At 62.7% G+C, this 16,833-nt stretch carries 21 protein-coding genes and 1 pseudogene; 5 read left to right on the top strand and 17 right to left on the bottom strand.

Annotated features, from left to right (window positions below):
- Positions 1-5: 5 nt before the first annotated feature.
- Complete coding sequence (locus D8W71_RS10695; RefSeq protein WP_121113348.1) at positions 6-674, bottom strand: MspA family porin; 669 nt, start codon at positions 672-674, stop codon at positions 6-8.
- A 240-nt stretch (positions 675-914) separates the two neighbouring features.
- Here D8W71_RS10695 and mscL point away from each other — a divergent pair, with 240 nt between their 5' ends.
- Complete coding sequence (gene mscL, locus D8W71_RS10690; RefSeq protein ID WP_121113346.1) at positions 915-1,394, top strand: large conductance mechanosensitive channel protein MscL; 480 nt, start codon at positions 915-917, stop codon at positions 1,392-1,394.
- A gap of 104 nt (positions 1,395-1,498) precedes the next feature.
- Here mscL and D8W71_RS10685 read toward each other — a convergent pair whose 3' ends face one another.
- The 10 genes from D8W71_RS10685 to D8W71_RS10640 form a co-directional block, all read right to left on the bottom strand.
- Positions 1,499-1,777, bottom strand: coding sequence for a hypothetical protein (locus D8W71_RS10685; protein WP_153275360.1), 279 nt, complete (start codon positions 1,775-1,777; stop codon positions 1,499-1,501).
- 132 nt (positions 1,778-1,909) lie between these two features.
- Complete coding sequence (locus D8W71_RS10680; protein WP_121113342.1) at positions 1,910-2,335, bottom strand: hypothetical protein; 426 nt, start codon at positions 2,333-2,335, stop codon at positions 1,910-1,912.
- A gap of 168 nt (positions 2,336-2,503) precedes the next feature.
- The gene (locus D8W71_RS10675; protein ID WP_121113340.1) at positions 2,504-3,214 is read right to left on the bottom strand and encodes an MspA family porin; all 711 of its coding nucleotides are present in this window, start codon (positions 3,212-3,214) and stop codon (positions 2,504-2,506) included.
- Positions 3,215-3,767: 553 nt separating this feature from the next.
- Positions 3,768-3,947: a hypothetical protein gene (locus D8W71_RS10670; protein ID WP_121113338.1), complete on the bottom strand. Its 180-nt coding sequence runs from the start codon at positions 3,945-3,947 to the stop codon at positions 3,768-3,770.
- Positions 3,948-3,956: 9 nt separating this feature from the next.
- Entirely contained in the window at positions 3,957-4,457 is a 501-nt protein-coding gene (locus tag D8W71_RS10665; RefSeq protein ID WP_201265314.1) for a MogA/MoaB family molybdenum cofactor biosynthesis protein, read from the bottom strand.
- Positions 4,458-4,546: 89 nt separating this feature from the next.
- Positions 4,547-6,058, bottom strand: a complete 1,512-nt coding sequence (locus D8W71_RS10660) for a S1C family serine protease (RefSeq protein ID WP_121113335.1) — start codon at positions 6,056-6,058, stop codon at positions 4,547-4,549.
- Between the two features lie 121 nt (positions 6,059-6,179).
- The gene (locus D8W71_RS10655) at positions 6,180-7,607 is read right to left on the bottom strand and encodes a HAMP domain-containing sensor histidine kinase (RefSeq protein WP_121113333.1); all 1,428 of its coding nucleotides are present in this window, start codon (positions 7,605-7,607) and stop codon (positions 6,180-6,182) included.
- Positions 7,607-8,293, bottom strand: coding sequence for a response regulator transcription factor (locus D8W71_RS10650; protein ID WP_121113331.1), 687 nt, complete (start codon positions 8,291-8,293; stop codon positions 7,607-7,609). Before D8W71_RS10650 ends, D8W71_RS10655 begins: the two co-directional genes overlap by 1 nt.
- A 56-nt stretch (positions 8,294-8,349) precedes the next feature.
- Positions 8,350-8,967 carry a trimeric intracellular cation channel family protein gene (locus tag D8W71_RS10645; RefSeq protein WP_121113328.1) on the bottom strand — a complete coding sequence of 206 codons (618 nt, stop codon included), beginning with the start codon at positions 8,965-8,967 and terminating at the stop codon, positions 8,350-8,352.
- 120 nt (positions 8,968-9,087) lie between these two features.
- Positions 9,088-9,522, bottom strand: coding sequence for a VOC family protein (locus D8W71_RS10640; protein WP_121118973.1), 435 nt, complete (start codon positions 9,520-9,522; stop codon positions 9,088-9,090).
- A 77-nt stretch (positions 9,523-9,599) separates the two neighbouring features.
- Here D8W71_RS10640 and D8W71_RS10635 point away from each other — a divergent pair, with 77 nt between their 5' ends.
- Both D8W71_RS10635 and D8W71_RS27335 read left to right on the top strand, forming a co-directional pair.
- Positions 9,600-10,616 carry a magnesium and cobalt transport protein CorA gene (locus D8W71_RS10635; protein WP_121118971.1) on the top strand — a complete coding sequence of 339 codons (1,017 nt, stop codon included), beginning with the start codon at positions 9,600-9,602 and terminating at the stop codon, positions 10,614-10,616.
- Positions 10,617-10,669: 53 nt separating this feature from the next.
- Complete coding sequence (locus D8W71_RS27335) at positions 10,670-10,966, top strand: hypothetical protein (RefSeq protein WP_153275359.1); 297 nt, start codon at positions 10,670-10,672, stop codon at positions 10,964-10,966.
- A 171-nt stretch (positions 10,967-11,137) separates the two neighbouring features.
- On the opposite strand, the pseudogene D8W71_RS27950 reads toward D8W71_RS27335, so the two are convergent.
- The 6 genes and pseudogenes from D8W71_RS27950 to mrf all read right to left on the bottom strand — a co-directional run.
- Positions 11,138-11,242, bottom strand: a pseudogene (locus tag D8W71_RS27950) (RtcB family protein); the annotation flags it as partial.
- A 1,048-nt stretch (positions 11,243-12,290) separates the two neighbouring features.
- The gene (locus D8W71_RS10625; RefSeq protein WP_121113324.1) at positions 12,291-13,445 is read right to left on the bottom strand and encodes a lipase family protein; all 1,155 of its coding nucleotides are present in this window, start codon (positions 13,443-13,445) and stop codon (positions 12,291-12,293) included.
- A 46-nt stretch (positions 13,446-13,491) separates the two neighbouring features.
- A complete protein-coding gene (locus D8W71_RS10620) occupies positions 13,492-14,553 on the bottom strand; it encodes a VIT1/CCC1 transporter family protein (protein WP_121113322.1) in 1,062 nt (353 codons plus the stop codon).
- A gap of 89 nt (positions 14,554-14,642) precedes the next feature.
- Positions 14,643-14,810: a 50S ribosomal protein L32 gene (rpmF, locus tag D8W71_RS10615; protein WP_121113320.1), complete on the bottom strand. Its 168-nt coding sequence runs from the start codon at positions 14,808-14,810 to the stop codon at positions 14,643-14,645.
- A gap of 3 nt (positions 14,811-14,813) precedes the next feature.
- The gene (locus D8W71_RS10610) at positions 14,814-15,074 is read right to left on the bottom strand and encodes a type B 50S ribosomal protein L31 (protein ID WP_121113318.1); all 261 of its coding nucleotides are present in this window, start codon (positions 15,072-15,074) and stop codon (positions 14,814-14,816) included.
- Positions 15,071-16,321 (bottom strand): ribosome hibernation factor-recruiting GTPase MRF, encoded by a 1,251-nt coding sequence (gene mrf, locus D8W71_RS10605; protein WP_121113313.1) that lies wholly within the window; start codon positions 16,319-16,321, stop codon positions 15,071-15,073. Before mrf ends, D8W71_RS10610 begins: the two co-directional genes overlap by 4 nt.
- A gap of 108 nt (positions 16,322-16,429) precedes the next feature.
- Between mrf and rpmB the strand changes: the two genes are divergently transcribed.
- Both rpmB and rpmG read left to right on the top strand, forming a co-directional pair.
- Positions 16,430-16,666, top strand: coding sequence for a 50S ribosomal protein L28 (rpmB, locus tag D8W71_RS10600; RefSeq protein WP_121113310.1), 237 nt, complete (start codon positions 16,430-16,432; stop codon positions 16,664-16,666).
- Positions 16,663-16,833 carry a 50S ribosomal protein L33 gene (gene rpmG, locus D8W71_RS10595; RefSeq protein WP_201265379.1) on the top strand — a complete coding sequence of 57 codons (171 nt, stop codon included), beginning with the start codon at positions 16,663-16,665 and terminating at the stop codon, positions 16,831-16,833. The genes rpmB and rpmG overlap by 4 nt, the downstream gene beginning before the upstream one ends.

Here is a 16,833-nt window from a genome sequence, read left to right as displayed (position 1 = left end):
TCGTCTCAGCCGATGCTGAACGGCTGGCCGTACAATGTGCCCTTGTAGCGGTAGTCGCCGGTGAGCTCGAGGGTCGTGTACGAGCGGGCCTGGGCGTAGCCTCCGCAGTTCTGAACCGAGATCGCGACGTCCTGGTACTGGATCGCGGTGATCGGCCCCTTCACGTCCTTCGACGCGACCTCGACAGCTGCCACTTCACGATCCTTCAGCGGAACGTCGAACGAGACACCGCCCTCGATCTTGTTGGTGGTCTCACCCTCGCCACCGATGAGGAAAGGAATGGGGAACAGCGTGATGATGTTGGTGTTGCCACCTTCGATTCCGGCGCCGAGGTCGAGCCCGAAGCTGAGGTCGTCCATGTCGAGCTGGCAGCCGACGAGGTAGCCGGTCTTCAGGGTGCCGGTAGCGCCCTCGGGCACCTCCGACAGCGCGGTCCCGGTGGCCCAGGCGTTCCGGTTGAGGCCGTTGAACGCGATCTGCGGCGCGACCTTGGCGGACTCGTCGAAGTGCGCGATCTTGTACGGTCCGGCGACCTTCTCTCCGTTGGGGAGAGGGACGAAAGTTTCGGCGTTGGCGGCCCCGGTGGACATCAGCCCGACAGCGACCGATCCCACTGCACCGAGCACAGCGATTCGACCGATCCTGCGCAGCGCGGAAAAGCGAGACTTGTTCATGGTTCCCCTCGTACAACAATGAATTAAGGCCGCCTCGACATACGTCACCGAGACTCATTCTTCGGGAAGGATACATCGGCATTGCGCCGTAGTCATTAGCGAGGTCGAATGAAAATATGTGTACCGCGGACGCACACGCAGTTTCGAATTCCTCGCAGGTCCACCAGATTGCCGCCGAGGTCGACTAGCCTCGACGCTCGAAGCCACACACCGTCCGACCGATCAGCCCAAGGAGGGCCCATGCTCAAGGGTTTCAAGGACTTCCTTCTCCGCGGAAACGTTGTGGATCTCGCCGTCGCGGTGGTCGTCGGCGCAGCGTTCACCGCAATCGTCACAGCCTTCACCACTAACATCGTCAACCCTCTCGTGTCCGCGATCGGCGGATCGAACGAGTACGGCTGGGGATTCCAGATCACCTCCAGCGCAGAGACTTTCATCAATCTCGGCGCAGTGGTCACAGCCATCATCAACTTCGTGATCATCGCCGCGGTGGTCTACTTCGTGCTCATCTTGCCGGTCAACACCGCGAAGAAGCGCTTCGTGAGCCAACCCGACAAGGAGTTGAGCGACGTCGACGTTTTGGTCCAGATTCGCGACATTCTGGCGGGCGGAACCACCGTCGGCCAGAAGCTGTCGACGCCTGCCGACGACACGGGTGGCAGCGGCGAGGCCATCGGCGATTCGGACGACTCCGGTAGCGGGCAGCACAGCAAGCCGTAGATCGTAACAATCGAAAGGCCCGCCGTTACCTGAAATCAGGAACGGCGGGCCTTTTCTCTTGCTATACGAACGCGCGCGCTACGCAGATGGCGGCCGTAGGCAGGTCACGATGTGCAATTCACTGCAAGAAATACCGTGTATTCATCGTCGTCGGAGAATGTGCCACTGGTCTCCGAGTCCTCGACCCACTGGTTGTAATCGGTGACGGACACCTGATTGAACACGACGCATTCGGCGCCACCTCCGTGACGGGAGATCACGTACGGACTGTAGCCGGCATCTTCCAGTTCCGCTTCGGCCTCCGACTCACCCAGCCCTACGGTCGACTCGGGCGGCAGCGTGGGCACTGCCGCTGTCGCCGCACCCGCAAACCCGATCGCCATTGCACACACACTCAACACAACCAACGAACCCTTGCCGAACATTTTCGCTCCAATACCCGACCCAGGTGGACAGAGCTCTAGAACGACCGAAGTGTAACCCACATCACATTCGCGGGCGGGTGATCCGAGCGGTTAGAAAGCCTGAAGAGGAAATTCAGCGAGGGTGATAGCCGTGCCGTCGCTCTCGCACGAGGACGCAACGGCAGCAGAGTTGTCCACGAACGCCTGACCCGATTCGCTACCCGGCTCGGCCAGTTCCAACGAATCCTGCGGCAGTGCTGCAGTAAGTGATTGGATGGCGGATTGCACGTCGCCGCTTGCCTGATCGGCGAGCGGCGTGAATTTCGCGATGGCGGCATCTTTGTCAGCAGTCCATTTATCGACGTCGCCGTCGACGGGCCCGGCTGCGCTCAGCTCGGTCAAGTCGTCATGGGCGGCCGCAAACTGCGTGCATACGTCCGCATTGGCGCTGCTCGCTTCGCTACCGGAGTCACTACTACAACCGGACAGTGCGATCAGTGCGATCACGGCGACTGCGGAGATCAGTGTGGGGCGCATCGATGTTCAACCATTTCTCGCGCCGACGTCGCCACTGACGTTCGCCCGCGCGTTTGTCGAATATGAGAGTGGGACAACGAGATCGGGCCCGGCCGGAGTAATCCGGACGGGCCCGATCGTGTTCAGCGCGCTAGCGCTGGGTGAAGCTAAGAGCTCAACCGATCTAGATCAGTTGAAGACCCAAGGGTTGCCGTAGGTCACAGCAACGTCACCGGTGGAGCTGGTGACCATGACGTACGGGCGAACGCGGACGTTACCGAGGATGCCGGTAGCGGTGCCGTGAACGTTGGCGATCTGGATGGTGCCCGAAGCGCCAGCAGCGTCACCCTCGGTGCCCTGGACGTTGCCCGAAGCGCCGGTGGCGTCGACGATGCCGGGTCCGGGAGCGATCTCGGCCTCGAAGCCGAGCGACGGCAGGAGGTCGTTGGTGGAGAAGGAGCTGCTGTTGGTTCCATCGGTAAGGCCGGTCTCGTCGAAGTTGAGATCCGTGCCGCCACCGATGCTGAAGTTCGGGGTCGAGTAGCCGAAGGTGATCTTGCCACCGAGGCTGGCCGGGTAGCCGACCTGGTAGCCAACTGCGACGGTGCCTTCGAAGTCGTCGGCGTCAGGCCCGGTAACTTCCCAGCCTGCAACGCCGTTGGCGAACCACTCACGCGTGAGTGGGTTGCCGTCGAGCGGCGGGACGCTGTTGATGAAGGTGTCGGACAGCGTCACGGTGATGAGGTTGCCGTTGGCATCCACAACCGAGTTGGAGCTGTCAACAGCTGCGGACGCGGTACCCGTGCCGAGCACCAGGCCGACAACCGAAGCGCCGGCTACAACTGCAGCGCTCATGGACTTCAGTCCACGGCTACGCCGCGGCTTCTGGATCTCCGTCATTTACTTCCTCATCATGTTCAGTCCCAGCGCATTCGCACGGGAAGCTTGTGGCTTTCACCCCCGGGTCACGACGGCAGCAATGCCGAAGATCCCCGAGCAGAACTAGATCCTTGGATCAGGTTCGTATTCAGTTCCACCCGATCCGCCCCGGAGCGTGTCGCCCGAGTCCGTGCCGTTGGAAGCTGAGGGGAACATTAGAGGAGTTGCCGGATCGTGACAATCCCTACGATTGCCCGTCGTAGTTGTCTGAATCGTGATGTGTTTCGTACGTGTGAACGCCTGTCACACCCTACTTGACGGTAACCCGGATCACACCTATCGGCGTCGTTGCGGTTCCGTTACAAACCTCACCGCGCCGTAAAAGCGCCCTGATGTGGGCAGACGTTCCGGTAACTGACGGCGTACCCCCATGCCTGATGCTCTACTCCTCGTTTGCAATCACGGTGATTCGAAGTCGTCAGGTAGGAAATGGGGCGCGCGGTCCGCTAACGGCGGGTAAACGAACTACTAACAAACCTGTGATTCAGGGCCCAATAATGTGTTGTGGATCACACTAAAAATGGTGTGGGGGACGTTCCCGCTCGAACCAGTCGGTCGATCTGCGATCGCTGCCGTCGCCGAGATCGTCGGACGTCTCCTCCGGCAGTACCTCGCCGAAAATGCGAGCGAGCCGGGCCCGTTCTGCACGGGCCCGGCTCGCTGCGTCGTTCTCTCCTTCTTCGTCCTCGGACATGGCCCTGGCTCAGGCGTCCAAACCGGACAGCTCGGAGATGACCTGGCTCGCCAACGGCGTCAGCGTCGCCATTCCGTCGCGGATTGCTGCCCGCGAGGATGCAAGGTTGACTACCAGCGTGCTGCCGGACACGCCGACCAGGCCGCGGGATAGACCGGCGTCGAGCGAACCCGCAGCGAGCCCGGACGAGCGCAGCGCCTCCGAAATGCCGGGGATCTCGCGGTCGAGAACCTCCGCCGTCACATCTGGCGTCACGTCCCGTGGGGACACTCCGGTCCCCCCGATCGAGACGACCAGATCGACGCCGCCGATCACAGCGGTGTTGAGGGCATTGCGCACGTCGACCTCGTCCGACGTGACGGCGACCACCCCGTCGACCAGAAATCCGGCTTCGGTGAGCAGTTCGGTCACCAGAGGACCGGTCGAATCGTTCTTGTCGGCGCTGTGCGCAGTTTTGTCGTCGACGATTACAACCAACGCGCGCCCAGCCAGAGGTGCCTCGAGTTCCATACTGCTTACCGTAGTAGTAAGGCCCTGCTGGGACTCACGCTGTGCGTAAATCGTTGCAACGGTCGCGAGACGATCGGTGTCGACCGGCATCAACGACCCCCGGGGAAGCCAGGGATCTGGAACGGGGACTGCGACTCGGAGCCGGACCTGGACGGCGCCTGGACTGGTGCGGTCTGCGGTTCCGCGGTACCGAGCTTCACGTCAGCGGTCTTCTCGCTTCCGCCGTCGGTGTAGGTGATGGTGACGGAATCGCCCGGTGCGTGCGAGCGGACAGCGGCGATGAGCGCGTCCCCGGAGGAGACGACTCGGTCGTCGACCTTGGTGATGACGGCGCCCTTGGGGATGCCGGCCGCGGCAGCTGGGCCACCCTCAGTGACCTCGACGACCGTTGCGCCGTTGGCATCGTCCTTCGACGGCACCTGCACGCCGATCATGGCCTGCGTCGCCTTGCCGGTTGTGCTCAATTCGTCCGCGATGCGCTTGGCCTGATCCACCGGGATGGCGAACCCGAGTCCGATCGAGCCGCTCTGCGAGCCCGAGGACTCACTGCCGCCGAGCGTCGCGATGGCCGTGTTGATGCCGATGAGCTGGCCTTCGGTGTTGACGAGCGCGCCGCCCGAGTTACCGGGGTTGATGGCTGCATCGGTCTGGATCGCGTCGATGACGGAGTTCTGGTTGCCCGACTCTCCGCTGGTCGACACGGGCCGGTTGAGCGAGGACACGATGCCTGTGGTGACCGTGCCGGCCAGACCGAGCGGTGATCCGATCGCGACGACCTGCTGGCCGACCTGCAAATTGGACGAGGAACCGAGCTCGATGGGCGTCAGGTCGGTCCGGCCCTCCACCTTGATGACGGCCATGTCGGACACAGCGTCGGCGCCGACGAGGGTGGCCTGAGCAGTCGAGCCGTCGTTGAAGGCAACCGTCAGCTTGCCGTTGGCCCCCGCTCCGGTCGCGACGTGATTGTTGGTCAGGATGAGACCGTCCGAGGAAAGGATGACTCCAGAACCTTCACCCTCGGCCTGGCTGCCGGTGACCTGGATCTGCACGACACTCGGCAGGACCTTGTTGGCCACAGCCTGAATGGAACCGTCGGGGATATTGGCCGCGGGCTGCGCTGCCGTCACCGTCGAGTTGAGCGAGTTGGTCGCAGCGCCTGAGCCGTTACCACCACCGGCTGCGAGAACACCTACAGCGCCACCGATTCCGCCACCGACCAGTACAAGAGCAATCGCGCCTGCCACGAGAGTTGTTCTGCCGGGTCGACTCTTCAGCGCAGCCGGTGCCTGCACAGGCGCCTCGTGATGCGTCGGGGTCGCATGCTGCGAAGGCGCGTGCTGCTGGCTGTAGCCGTAGCCCTGCTGATACGGGTTCTGCCCGTACGCCGGACGCGCATATTGCCCTGGCTGACCGTACGCCGACTGGGGCGAATTCTGCTGCGTCGGGAACTGCTGCGTCGCGTGCTGATCCGACTGCTGAGCAGGACCCTGAGGGCCTGGGTTCTGCTGGCCTGGGTTCTGCTGGGTCGAGTCTTGCTGGGCTGAATGGTCCTGCGTCGGCGAAGAGTCATCTCGCTCGGAGCCATTACGATCGTCGGTCATCTGCAGTCGCTTCTTTCACTTTGAAGCCTCGCGTCCACGAGGTCACCCGCTTTGTTAACGACTACATTGCCCGGTGGTACTGAGAGCGTGCTGAGACGTACCTATCAGTTTCCCGTGACTATCAACCGAGTTCGGTCGCGGCTTCACCGGGCAAGATGATTCGAATCAACGTGCCTCCTCGTTCGGACACTTCGACGCCGATCGTTCCGCCGTGTTTGACGACGACCTGGCGCACTATTGCGAGCCCGAGGCCGGATCCTGGCATCGAGCGCGATGCCGTCGACCGGTAGAAGCGCTCGAAGACCAATTCGCGATCTTCTTCGGGGATACCGGGACCGGCGTCGTCCACGGTCAGTTCCATCAAGCCTTCGCCGATCTGGCGCATACCGATGCGCACTTCACCACCGGTAGGGCTCCATTTGGCGGCGTTGTCCAGAACGTTCAGGACGGCCCGCGACAATCCCGCGTGATCGCCGTAGACAAACCAGGGTTCCAGCGTTGCGTTGAAATCGATTTCGTTTCGACGACGCCGCGCCCGCTCCAGACTTCGCTCGACTGCATCGGCTAGATCGACTCGTTCGAACACCGTCTCGGGTGCATCCTCGCGAGCCAGATCGACGAGATCGCCTACCAAAGTGGAGAGCTCCTGAATCTGCGCGACGACGTCGTTACGAAGCTCGGCCATGTCCTCGTCGGGAATCGACGGTGCACCGGGCCTACCCGATGCGATCAGCAACTCCATGTTGGTTCGCAGCGACGTCAGCGGAGTTCGAAGCTCGTGGCCCGCGTCGGCGACGAGCCTGCTCTGACGCCCACGCGACTCCGCCAGCGCCCTGAGCATCGTGTTGAAACTCTCGGTGAGACGCGCCAATTCGTCGTCACCCGTCACTGGAATCGGCGTCAGATCATCGGTTCGAGCCACCCGTTCGGCCGCGGCCGTCAGACGCGCGATCGGCCGCAACCCGGTTCGCCCGACGGCCATACCCGCGCCCGCTGCCAACACCACGCCACATCCACCAACGATGAGAAGCACCCACGCCAGCCTGTCCAGGACTGCGCCCGTCGGCGAAAGACGTTGAGAGATAACGATCGCACTGCCGTCCTGCGCACGCTGACTGAGCACGCGTTGGTCGTCGACCGTGCGAAGCGACAGCTCCGATGCGCCTGTGGCCACCGCGATCTCGGGTTCGCCGATGGGGACTTTCGAGCCCGGCGCAACGTATTTGGTCAGATCCGGGTAGATCAACGCCACCGACACGTCGGTGCTGTACAGCGTTGCGCCTGCGACATAGCGAGGATCGAAGGTCACCAAGTTGCTGTTGATCAGCGCATCCGCGCGGGATCGAAGTTGAGCGTCCACGTCGGCGTACAGCGCGCGCGAGACCACCGCATAGGCAGCAATGGCCATGACGGCCACAGCGATTGCCACCACCGACGCAGCCAGCAGCGTCACCCGCCAACGCAACGACACCGTCCGTGTCAAGGGCATGGGAGGGCGCATCACCGTAGGGTCCACCGTGGTGGGCTTGCGGCCGAAGGGAGCAACCATCACGGGGGCGTCTCGCGCAGCACGTACCCCACTCCGCGAACGGTGTGGATCAGACGAGACTCACCCTCGGCCTCGGTCTTGCGTCGCAGATACCCGACGTAGACCTCGAGTGCGTTCCCCGAAGTCGGAAAGTCGTATCCCCACACTTCTTCCAGGATTCGGCTACGAGTGAGCACCCTGCGCGGGTTCGTCATCAGCATTTCCATCAGCGAGAACTCGGTGCGTGTCAGGCTGATCGAGCGCTCCGCCCGGGTCACCTCACGGGTGACCGGATCGAGCGAGAGATCGGCGAACGTGAGCGCCTCCGACTCCCCCTCGGCGTCCATGGCTGTGCGCCGAAGAAGGGCACGCAGCCTCGCGAGGAGTTCTTCGAGCGCGAAGGGTTTGGGTAGATAGTCGTCTGCACCGGCGTCGAGTCCGGCAACACGTTCCGATACCGAGTCCCTGGCGGTGAGGACCAGGATGGGGAGATCGTCGCCGGTGCTTCGGAGCCGCCTGCACACTTCGAGCCCGTCGAGCCTGGGCATCATGACGTCGAGAACAAGAGCATCGGGGCGAGCCGCGGCGACTTTCTCCAGGGCGTCGAGCCCGTCGACCGCCAGTTCCACCGTGTACCCGTTGAAGGTGAGAGACCTCCTGAGCGAGTCCCGAACCGCTCGATCGTCGTCGACAACCAAAATGCGCATTGTCCTAGTTTGGACTGACGGACTGAGATATGTCTGAGAAGGGTCCTCCGCGTGTCCTAATCGTCAACCGGCAATCGTCTGGCGATGGGCAGATTCCAGCGTCGCCACAGAGCGAGCACGCGTAGACCTGTCGCCGCTACAGTGCCGATGACCAGGCCGACGTTGTCCGGCCACCCCGTTCCCTCCACTATCGCGACCACCGACGAGCCCAGCAGTGCGGGCACCGCGTACAGATCGCGGCGAAGCAGCAGCGGCACCTCGTTGACGAGAATGTCGCGGATGACACCACCTGCGACGGCCGTGGTCGCGCCGATCAGGCACGCCGACAGCGAGCTCCCGCCCGCAGCAAGCGCGATGGTCGCGCCCGTGGACGCGAACAGGCCCATCCCGAACGCGTCGAACAGCAGCACTCCACGCCAGATGCGATTCATGATCGGATGCGCACGGAAAACCACGAGTGAGGTGATGAACGCAACGGTCAGGTTCGGCCACTGATCCAGCGAGGTCGGAGGATGAATGCCGAGCAGGACGTCGCGAATGATGCCGCCGCCGATGCCCGTGGTGATCCCGACGACACAGACCCCGAACAAGTCCAGACGCTTGCGCACACCGATGAGCGCACCCGACGCCGCGAACGCCACGATCCCCACATAACCCAGCACATCGACCAGCACGGGTACAGGGTCGCACGTGGCATCGGTGGCGCCAACCGGCTCCGATCGCTCCCGCGATCGCCTTGCGTTCCCGCGCCTCCGATCGGGGTAGCGGGAACGTAACCCGACCGCGGGAAGGACCTACAGCTCGGCCAACCTGACGGTTCCGTCGTCGTCGACGCTCCACCCTGGGTTGTGACAGACCTCCCAGATAAGGCCGTTGGGGTCCGCGAAGTGCCCGTGGTAGCCGCCGAACTCCGCCTTCTGTGGCGGTTTGATCACCGTCGCACCGGCACCGACGGCAGCCTCCATCGCAGAATCCACCTCGGCAGGCGAATCGACGTTGTGCGACAGCGTCAGACCGCCGACGGTTGCGGGTTCGCCCTCGTGTCCCAGGTCTGCGGTGAACTTCTGCGCGTCGAACAAGCCGAGAACCAGGCCAGGCCCGATCTGGAAGAAGATGATCTCGCCCGGCACGTCGAGCAGTGGTGTCCACCCGAGGCCGCCCTTGTAGAACGCACGCGAGCTGTCGAGGTCAGGGGTCGCGAGCGTAAGAAAATGAACGCGCTGATCCATGCACCCATTGTCCATACGTAAGACCAATCTGGCAGGCTTTCGTCGTTGGACTTCTACGCGAGAGGTTGGGTGCCACGTTGACGATCGTCGACAACGCTGTCTACGTCGACGGCAAACGAACCATCACACCCGACACCCTCGAGAGCACCTACGAGGCAGTTCGCGAACACCACGGTATGGCGTGGATCGGCTTGTATCGACCCGATACCGACGAGATCAACTCGGTCGCAGCCGAGTTCGGTCTCCACCGGCTCGCAGTCGAGGACGCCATCGAGGTGCATCAGCGCCCCAAACTGGAACGCTACGGCGACCAGCTGTTCGTGGTGTTGAGACCGGCCCGCTACATCGACGAGACCGAGAAAGTCGAGTTCGGTGAACTCCACGTCTTCGTCGGCCCACAGTTCGTCGTCACGATCAGGCACGCCGAGAGGCGTGAACTGCACGTCGTCCGCAAGCGCCTCGAAGACACACCGGAACTGCTGAAGCTGGGAACCGAAGCGGTCCTGTACGCCATCCTCGACCAGACCGTCGACGAGTACGAACCCGTCGTCGAGGGCCTGCAGAACGACATCGACGAGATCGAGGATCAGCTCTTCTCACGCGACCCTGCGGTCTCCAAGCGGATCTACACGCTCTCTCGTGAGGTCACCGAGTTCGAGCGGGCAACCGGGCCGCTCGTCGCGATGATCGAACAGCTCAAACGCGGCGGGGACAAGTACGACGTCGACATCGAACTGCAGCGAAACCTGCGGGACGTCCTCGATCACTGCGTGCGGATCGCCGAGCGCGTCGAGGCGTTCCGAGTGAACCTACAAAATGCGTTGTCCGTCAACGCAACCCTCGTCGCGCAGCAGCAGAACGAAGAGATGCGCGCGATGACCCAAGTTTCGTTGGATCAGAACGAGCAGGTCAAGAAGATCTCGTCCTGGGGTGCAATACTTTTCGCGCCGTCGTTGATAGCCGCGATCTACGGCATGAACTTCGAGGACATGCCGGAACTCAAATGGCACCTAGGTTATCCGCTCGCCATCCTCGCGATGGTGTTCTGCTCGAGCGTTCTCTACACCGTGTTCAAGCGTCAGAAGTGGTTGTGACCCTGCGGTTGTGCACCGCGAACGCGCACACTGTCGATCCAACGAAAACGAAAATGACCACAGGCAGCGCCACCGGCCACGGAATCGAGGAGTTCCCGGCTGCGAGGAGCGCTCCGAACAGGGCGAGCGGCGCGCCCACGTCGCTCAGCAAATCCTGTCTGCGTGGACTGTTCGGCGGCGGTCCAATCCACGGAATGCGAACCCCTGTGTGTTCGTCGAACGTTCTACGACACGACAGAGCAAACAAGACCGCGCCCGAGACCGACACCGCGACACCGATCGAAATCGTCCACGGTGAGCCATTGTCGACCAAGAACGCCATCAGGCCGACCAACGCAACGAAGCCATAAGCTGACACACGCTTCCACATCGGCGCGGCCTGTCGCTCGTCCGGTTGCACACTCACAGGCCGCATCGGTTGCAGATCGTCCATGCTTTCGACTCTCTCATACCGGATGGTCTGTTGCGGCCCAGTGGCACGGATAAGTGCGCTTCCTGGCGCTTATCCGTGCCACTGGCGGTCACGTCCCCTTGACGTTGAGGATCTGACGCAACTCGTGCTCGATCGTCACCAGGTCAACGGCGTCGGCCAACACAGTGTCGATCGACGTGTATGCGTTCGGAATCTACTCGACGAGCTTAACTCCTTCAGGAAAGCCAGGGACAGCAAGTACTTCGGTTTTCTAACTGAACTACGTTCCGCGGAGTGCGTTCCGCAGGCGCCAGCGACGAAGCTGGATAGATCGTTCTGTTCGGCCTAAATGTTGAGCTGCACCCCGAATAGACGTTGACCCCACGATCACATCTTCCTCTGCCGTCCACGGTCGTCGGCCAAGGATTGGGTAAGCCCGCATACCCGCCGGCCTACCCCATCGCGAAACATCCGTCGCTGCCAAACGCTTGCGGTCCAAAGCTAAACATCCGGGCGGATAGGCCCATCCAGCAAGTTTCGCGGCCGGGTCACTCGCAACCATCAAATTGAAGACGTTGTCTCTGGTGTTGCGTTTCGCGGTGCGCACCGCGCCTGTGATCGCCTCGACGGTCACGCAGAAGTAATCTGCCAGGTGCGACGATGCCGTGACAAAGCTGACAAAGGGCAGGCCTGTCCGTGTGAAACCGACACTGCCATCTCCGTCTAACAGTCCACGAAAATAGCCCCGTTCATGAAACGGACCACTAGGCAGTCCCACATCCCTCGACTTGCGCCCGACAGGGACACCGCAATGCTCGAGTTCGCGCCGGAATCCGAGGTTGCAAATTCGCCACGTCGCGCTCGTATAGACGTCGACGAAGTTCGTTGATCGTGTACGAGTCGATATCGTCGAGTTCAAGCCTGGAAAAAGAGCCGGGAGTTGCAACAAAAGCTCAACATCTCTCGCGCCCAACTCGATCGTAGCTTTGCCCTTCTGCCCAGTCCCGCCCTGGAGGTGACCATCTGTTTGAAAAAGCCCAAAGAAGTAGGCGTGGTCTTCCCTAGTCAAATCAATGATTGGCATTGCAACACTCCCGATGGTTTGGCCCCACCGTCTAGGACGGCTGCGCCCTATGTGGACGCTGGTGAGACGAACCCTAAGAGAGTGGTCCGACATGATCGGCAGACCGAACTATCGCAAAAAACGTTGCGGTGCTTGTGATCTAACCCGCCAAGTAGGTCACGGCTCCCAAGATGAGGCGCTATTCGAAGAGTTGCTTCACGAACGGAATGGAATCCACCCGTGACTGAAGTAGTGCACCGCTGTGATCGGTGGGATAGGTGTGCAACGTGACGTCCTGACCGTTGGCTTTCAGCTGAGCTACCAACGAAAGTGCAGCAGGCGCGGGAACATCGGTGTCCGTCAGACCTTGCCCGATGAACAGCGGTCGGTCGTAGCCCGAGGTGGGAACGCCCATGTAGTCGTTTAACAATCCGTAGAAGTTCGGAATCTGGTTCAGCGGTCTGCTGAACAGATCACCGGAGATCGTTCCAGCAAATTCTTCCTCGGCATCCAGCACACAGACCGTTTCCGCGCGGTCGACGAGTTGTCTCCCCTGCTCGGTGAGGTAAGAATTCAGATCGATCTCCGGATGCGCGTATCGCAGCCCGGCCAGGATGTACAGCAGATACGTCGTCAACCCTTTACCTGCGGCGACGGGAAGCACACCCGGACCGAGAGGCAGCAAGGCAAGCTCGATGTTCGCCGGAACACCGGTCCCGACGGCTCCTCGGTAATCCAGCTCGGAGCCACCGAATTCCGTTGCGTATCTGGCCGTGGTGATGGCCGCGCCGCCGCCTTGGGACTGGCCGATGACCACCCACTTGTTCGACAGCGAGGCGTCGACCTCGCGTGAGGCTTTCACCGAGTCGACCACACTGTGCGCCGATGCCTTCCCGTCGAGATACGGCATCAGGCCGGGCGTGCCGAGGCCCGCGTAATCCGTCGCGGCGATCGCGTAGCCCTGATCGAGCCAGGTCCCGAGGTACTGACGGTCCCGACCCGCATCGGCGGGGCCGACCAGACTGGGAGCACAGTCGTCGCCCAATCCGGACGTTCCGTGTGCCCACCCGAGGACGGGCCAACCGCCCTCTGGTGCTTCACCTTCGGGGACGAAGAATGCGCCGGTGCTCAGCGCGGGCTTACCGTCGAATCCAGTTGTCCAGTATGTGATCCGCTTGGCATCCGCGGCGCCGGGAAGGACGAGGCCCGGTGCCAGTTCTTCCACGTCGACGACGGTGCCCGGCGTCGTATCCACCTCGTCCGCGGTCGCGACCGACACGCTCAGCGCGGTAGCACCGAGCGTCAGGGATACCACCGACACTGCGGCAACGAGCGAACGGGAGAGAATCGACATGCCTGACACACTAACGCGGCGCGTTGTGGAAACGCCGCTGATTTTCTCAGATCCCGCCGCTGCCGAAGAGCGCACCCAGCAGATACGTCGCACCCGCCGCCCCGTAGCCGATGGCGAGCTGGCGCAGTGCGCGACGAACGGGAGGTCCGCCGCTGAGCAGCCCGACCACCAGCCCGGTTCCGATCAACGCGATGCCGACGAGGACTGCAGCAACCACCAGCGCTACAACACCTTCCAAGCCGGCGAGGTAGGGCAACACGGGTATCACTGCGCCGGACGCGAAGAAACAGAAGCTCGCCAAGGCCGCGCCGATGCCGGTCCCGACGGATTCGTGCGTCTCGGGATCGGTTTCCATGGGGTCGTCCGGCGCGATGCGCCCCAGCACTCCCGACGCTTTGAGCTCGGCTTCTTCGGCTGACATGCCGCGGGCTCGATACACCAGGGCTAGTTCGTTGGCGTCGACATCGAGGTGCCTCACAGCCTCGCGCGCCGAACCCGCGGGTGACGACGCCTCGAGCAACTCACGCTGGGAACGGACGGATACGTACTCGCCTGCTCCCATGGACAAAGCTCCGGCTAGCAGACCTGCCAGGCCTGTGACCAGGATGATGTGGTTGGACACTCCGCTGCCGCTGATCCCGAGCACGAGCGCGAGGTTGCTGACGAGCCCGTCGTTGGCTCCGAAGACCGCGGCTCTGAAGTTGCCGGACAGTCGGTTTCGCCCACGGGTGGCGAGCCCTCGCACGACTTCGGCGTGGATCTGCTCGTCGGCGATCATGGCCTCGGTAGCACCGGACTCCGAGGTGTAGGGACTACGAGTCTCGGCGCGCTGCGCAAGTGCGAGCACGAACACCGATCCGAAGCGTCGAGCAAGCAGACCGAGGAGCCGGGTGCGGGCACTGCCTTTGAGCGGCATTCCTACGCGATCACCGAGTGCCCGTCGCCAATGTTCTTCGTGACGGCCCTCGGCGTCGGCCAGAGCGAGCAATATCTCCCGCTCCTCACCGGTGCGACGCCCGGCCAGATCGCGGTAGACCGCGGCCTCTGCCCGTTCGTCGGCCAGGTACCTGCGCCAGCGCTTGACGTCCTTGACGGAGGGCTCGGTCATGAAAACAAACGTACAACCGCCGAGATCGAAGTTATGTCCGGAAAACGCGGAAAATACGGACACAACTTCGATCTCGGCGGAGAAGCGGACTAGCTCGGGTCGTATACGCCCGTCTGCACAGCCTTGACGAGCCGGCGAGGCACCCGGAACTCCTGTCCACCGACGCGGACGGTCACCAAATCGGGAGCCGTGGCCTTCCACTGCGCGCGGCGACTACGAGTATTGGAACGCGACATCTTCCGTTTCGGGACGGCCATGACTCAGCTTTCCTTCCGGGTGCGGCGCCCGTAGCGCTTCTCGAACTTCTCGACGCGACCCTGGGTATCCATGATGCGAGTGGCACCGGTCCAGAAAGGGTGCGATTCGCTGGTCACGTCGACGATGACGAGTGGGTACGTGTTGCCGTCCTCCCACTGCACCTCGCGGGTCGCGGTGATGGTGGAGCGGGTGAGGAACTGCGTTCCCGTGCCTGCGTCCTGGAAGACCACCGGGTGGTAGTCGGGGTGTATTCCTTGTTTCATTCCTGAGCCTCTCGCCGGGTGTCCTGATATGGGGATTCTGATGTCTCACATGGGTCTTCGTGCCATTGGCCGAACGGATCGTTCCACTGCGCCCATGCGTCGCGGTCGTTCATCTCGTCGTCGGACACGAGCGCCCACCGCAGGGTCCGATCGATCTCCGACGGATCAGCGGCGTGCACGAGTACGACGAGCGAGGTGTCACGATCTCCGAACGTCTCGTCCCACCGAAGCGCAGCCATTGCTCGACGGGAGGTGTCGACGCGGTCCTGCTCCTGCGGAGCCATCGCCGCGAGCCACTTGCCTGCGCTGGCGACGCGTAACCCTCCGCCTGCCGATTCGATCCACAGCGCTTCGTCGGGTTGCGTTGCCACCCAGGCACGTCCGCGCGCGGACACAACACCGTCCAACAACACGTCGATGGCCTCGTGCAACCGTTCGGGATGAAAGGGTCGGTCTGCGGCGAATTCGACGAGCGTCACCCCGCAGTCCGCGGTGAGTGGTGGCTGACCACGAAGCAACGGTGAGTGAGCGTCGGTGACCTCGCCCCGTCGCGCGTCGAAAGGTACTGCAGCGATGAGCGCTTCGATGTCGAGCACATCCCCTGGGCCGACCCAGGCAACGGGTGCACCCGGCGCCAACCTCGACAGCACCGCGGCAAGTTTCGCGCGCTCCCATCCGCCGACGTCCGGTCCCGCGCTGACGACGAGTGCATCGGCGTAGTCGACCTGACCGACGACGACCTGAGCGACGGTTCGATCGTCGTCGCCGCTGGCAACGATGCCGCGGTCGGCGAGCGCATCGTCACCGGTGGCGTCAGTGAGCCACGTTGCCGCGTCGAGGCAATCGACGACGGCCGTGATCGAGACGTCACGTGAGGCGGAGCCGTCGACCTGACCAACTACGCCCGCGACGATGACGTTCTCCACTGCCCAACACAGCGCTTCGGGCTCGAGTGCCGGGTCCATCGCCAGCACGATTCGATTCACCGAACTCCGGTGGGCCAGCTTCCGCAGCAGCGGTAACAAGTCCTCACGCAGAGTGCACGAGACGCACCCGTGCGCGAGTTCGAGGATCGTCTCGCGCGGAGCTTCGCCCGGAGCGAGGATCGTCCTGCGGACCACCCCCTCGTACACGCGGCTGAGATCGTGACGGACCGCAACGGTTCCGTCGGACAGTAGGGACGTCACCACATCGTCCATGGCTCCCGTCCAACCGGACACGAGCACGAGTGGCGTGCGACCGTCCACGAGAATTCCCTTCTATCGACAATGATTGTCATTCCGTACGGAAGCACGCTACATTCGGAACACCGCTTTGTCGAAAACGATTGTCATAACAGCTAAGGAGGAGCGCGTATGTCCGCGCACTGCCAGGTGACCGGAAGGAAACCAGGATTCGGCAAGTCCGTTTCCCACTCGCACGTAAGAACCAACCGCCGGTGGGACCCGAACATCCAGAAGAAGACGTACTTCGTCCCCAGCCTCGGACGACGCGTCACGCTGACGTTGTCGGCGAAAGGCATCAAAACCATCGACCGTGACGGCATCGACGCCGTGGTCGCGAAACTCTCCGCGCGAGGGGTGAAACTCTGATGGGCAAGAGCACCGACGTACGTCCGATCATCAAGCTCAAATCGACGGCCGGGACCGGCTACACGTACGTGACCAGGAAGAACCGGCGCAACAACCCCGACCGGATGGTCATGAAGAAGTACGACCCGGTCGTCCGTAGACACGTCGACTTCAGGGAGGAACGCTGA

It is taken from the genome of Rhodococcus sp. P1Y (assembly GCF_003641205.1).
GTDB lineage: Bacteria > Actinomycetota > Actinomycetes > Mycobacteriales > Mycobacteriaceae > Rhodococcoides.
The sequence above is the reverse complement of the archived record's forward strand: the minus strand, read 5'-3'. Positions and strand labels throughout refer to the sequence as shown.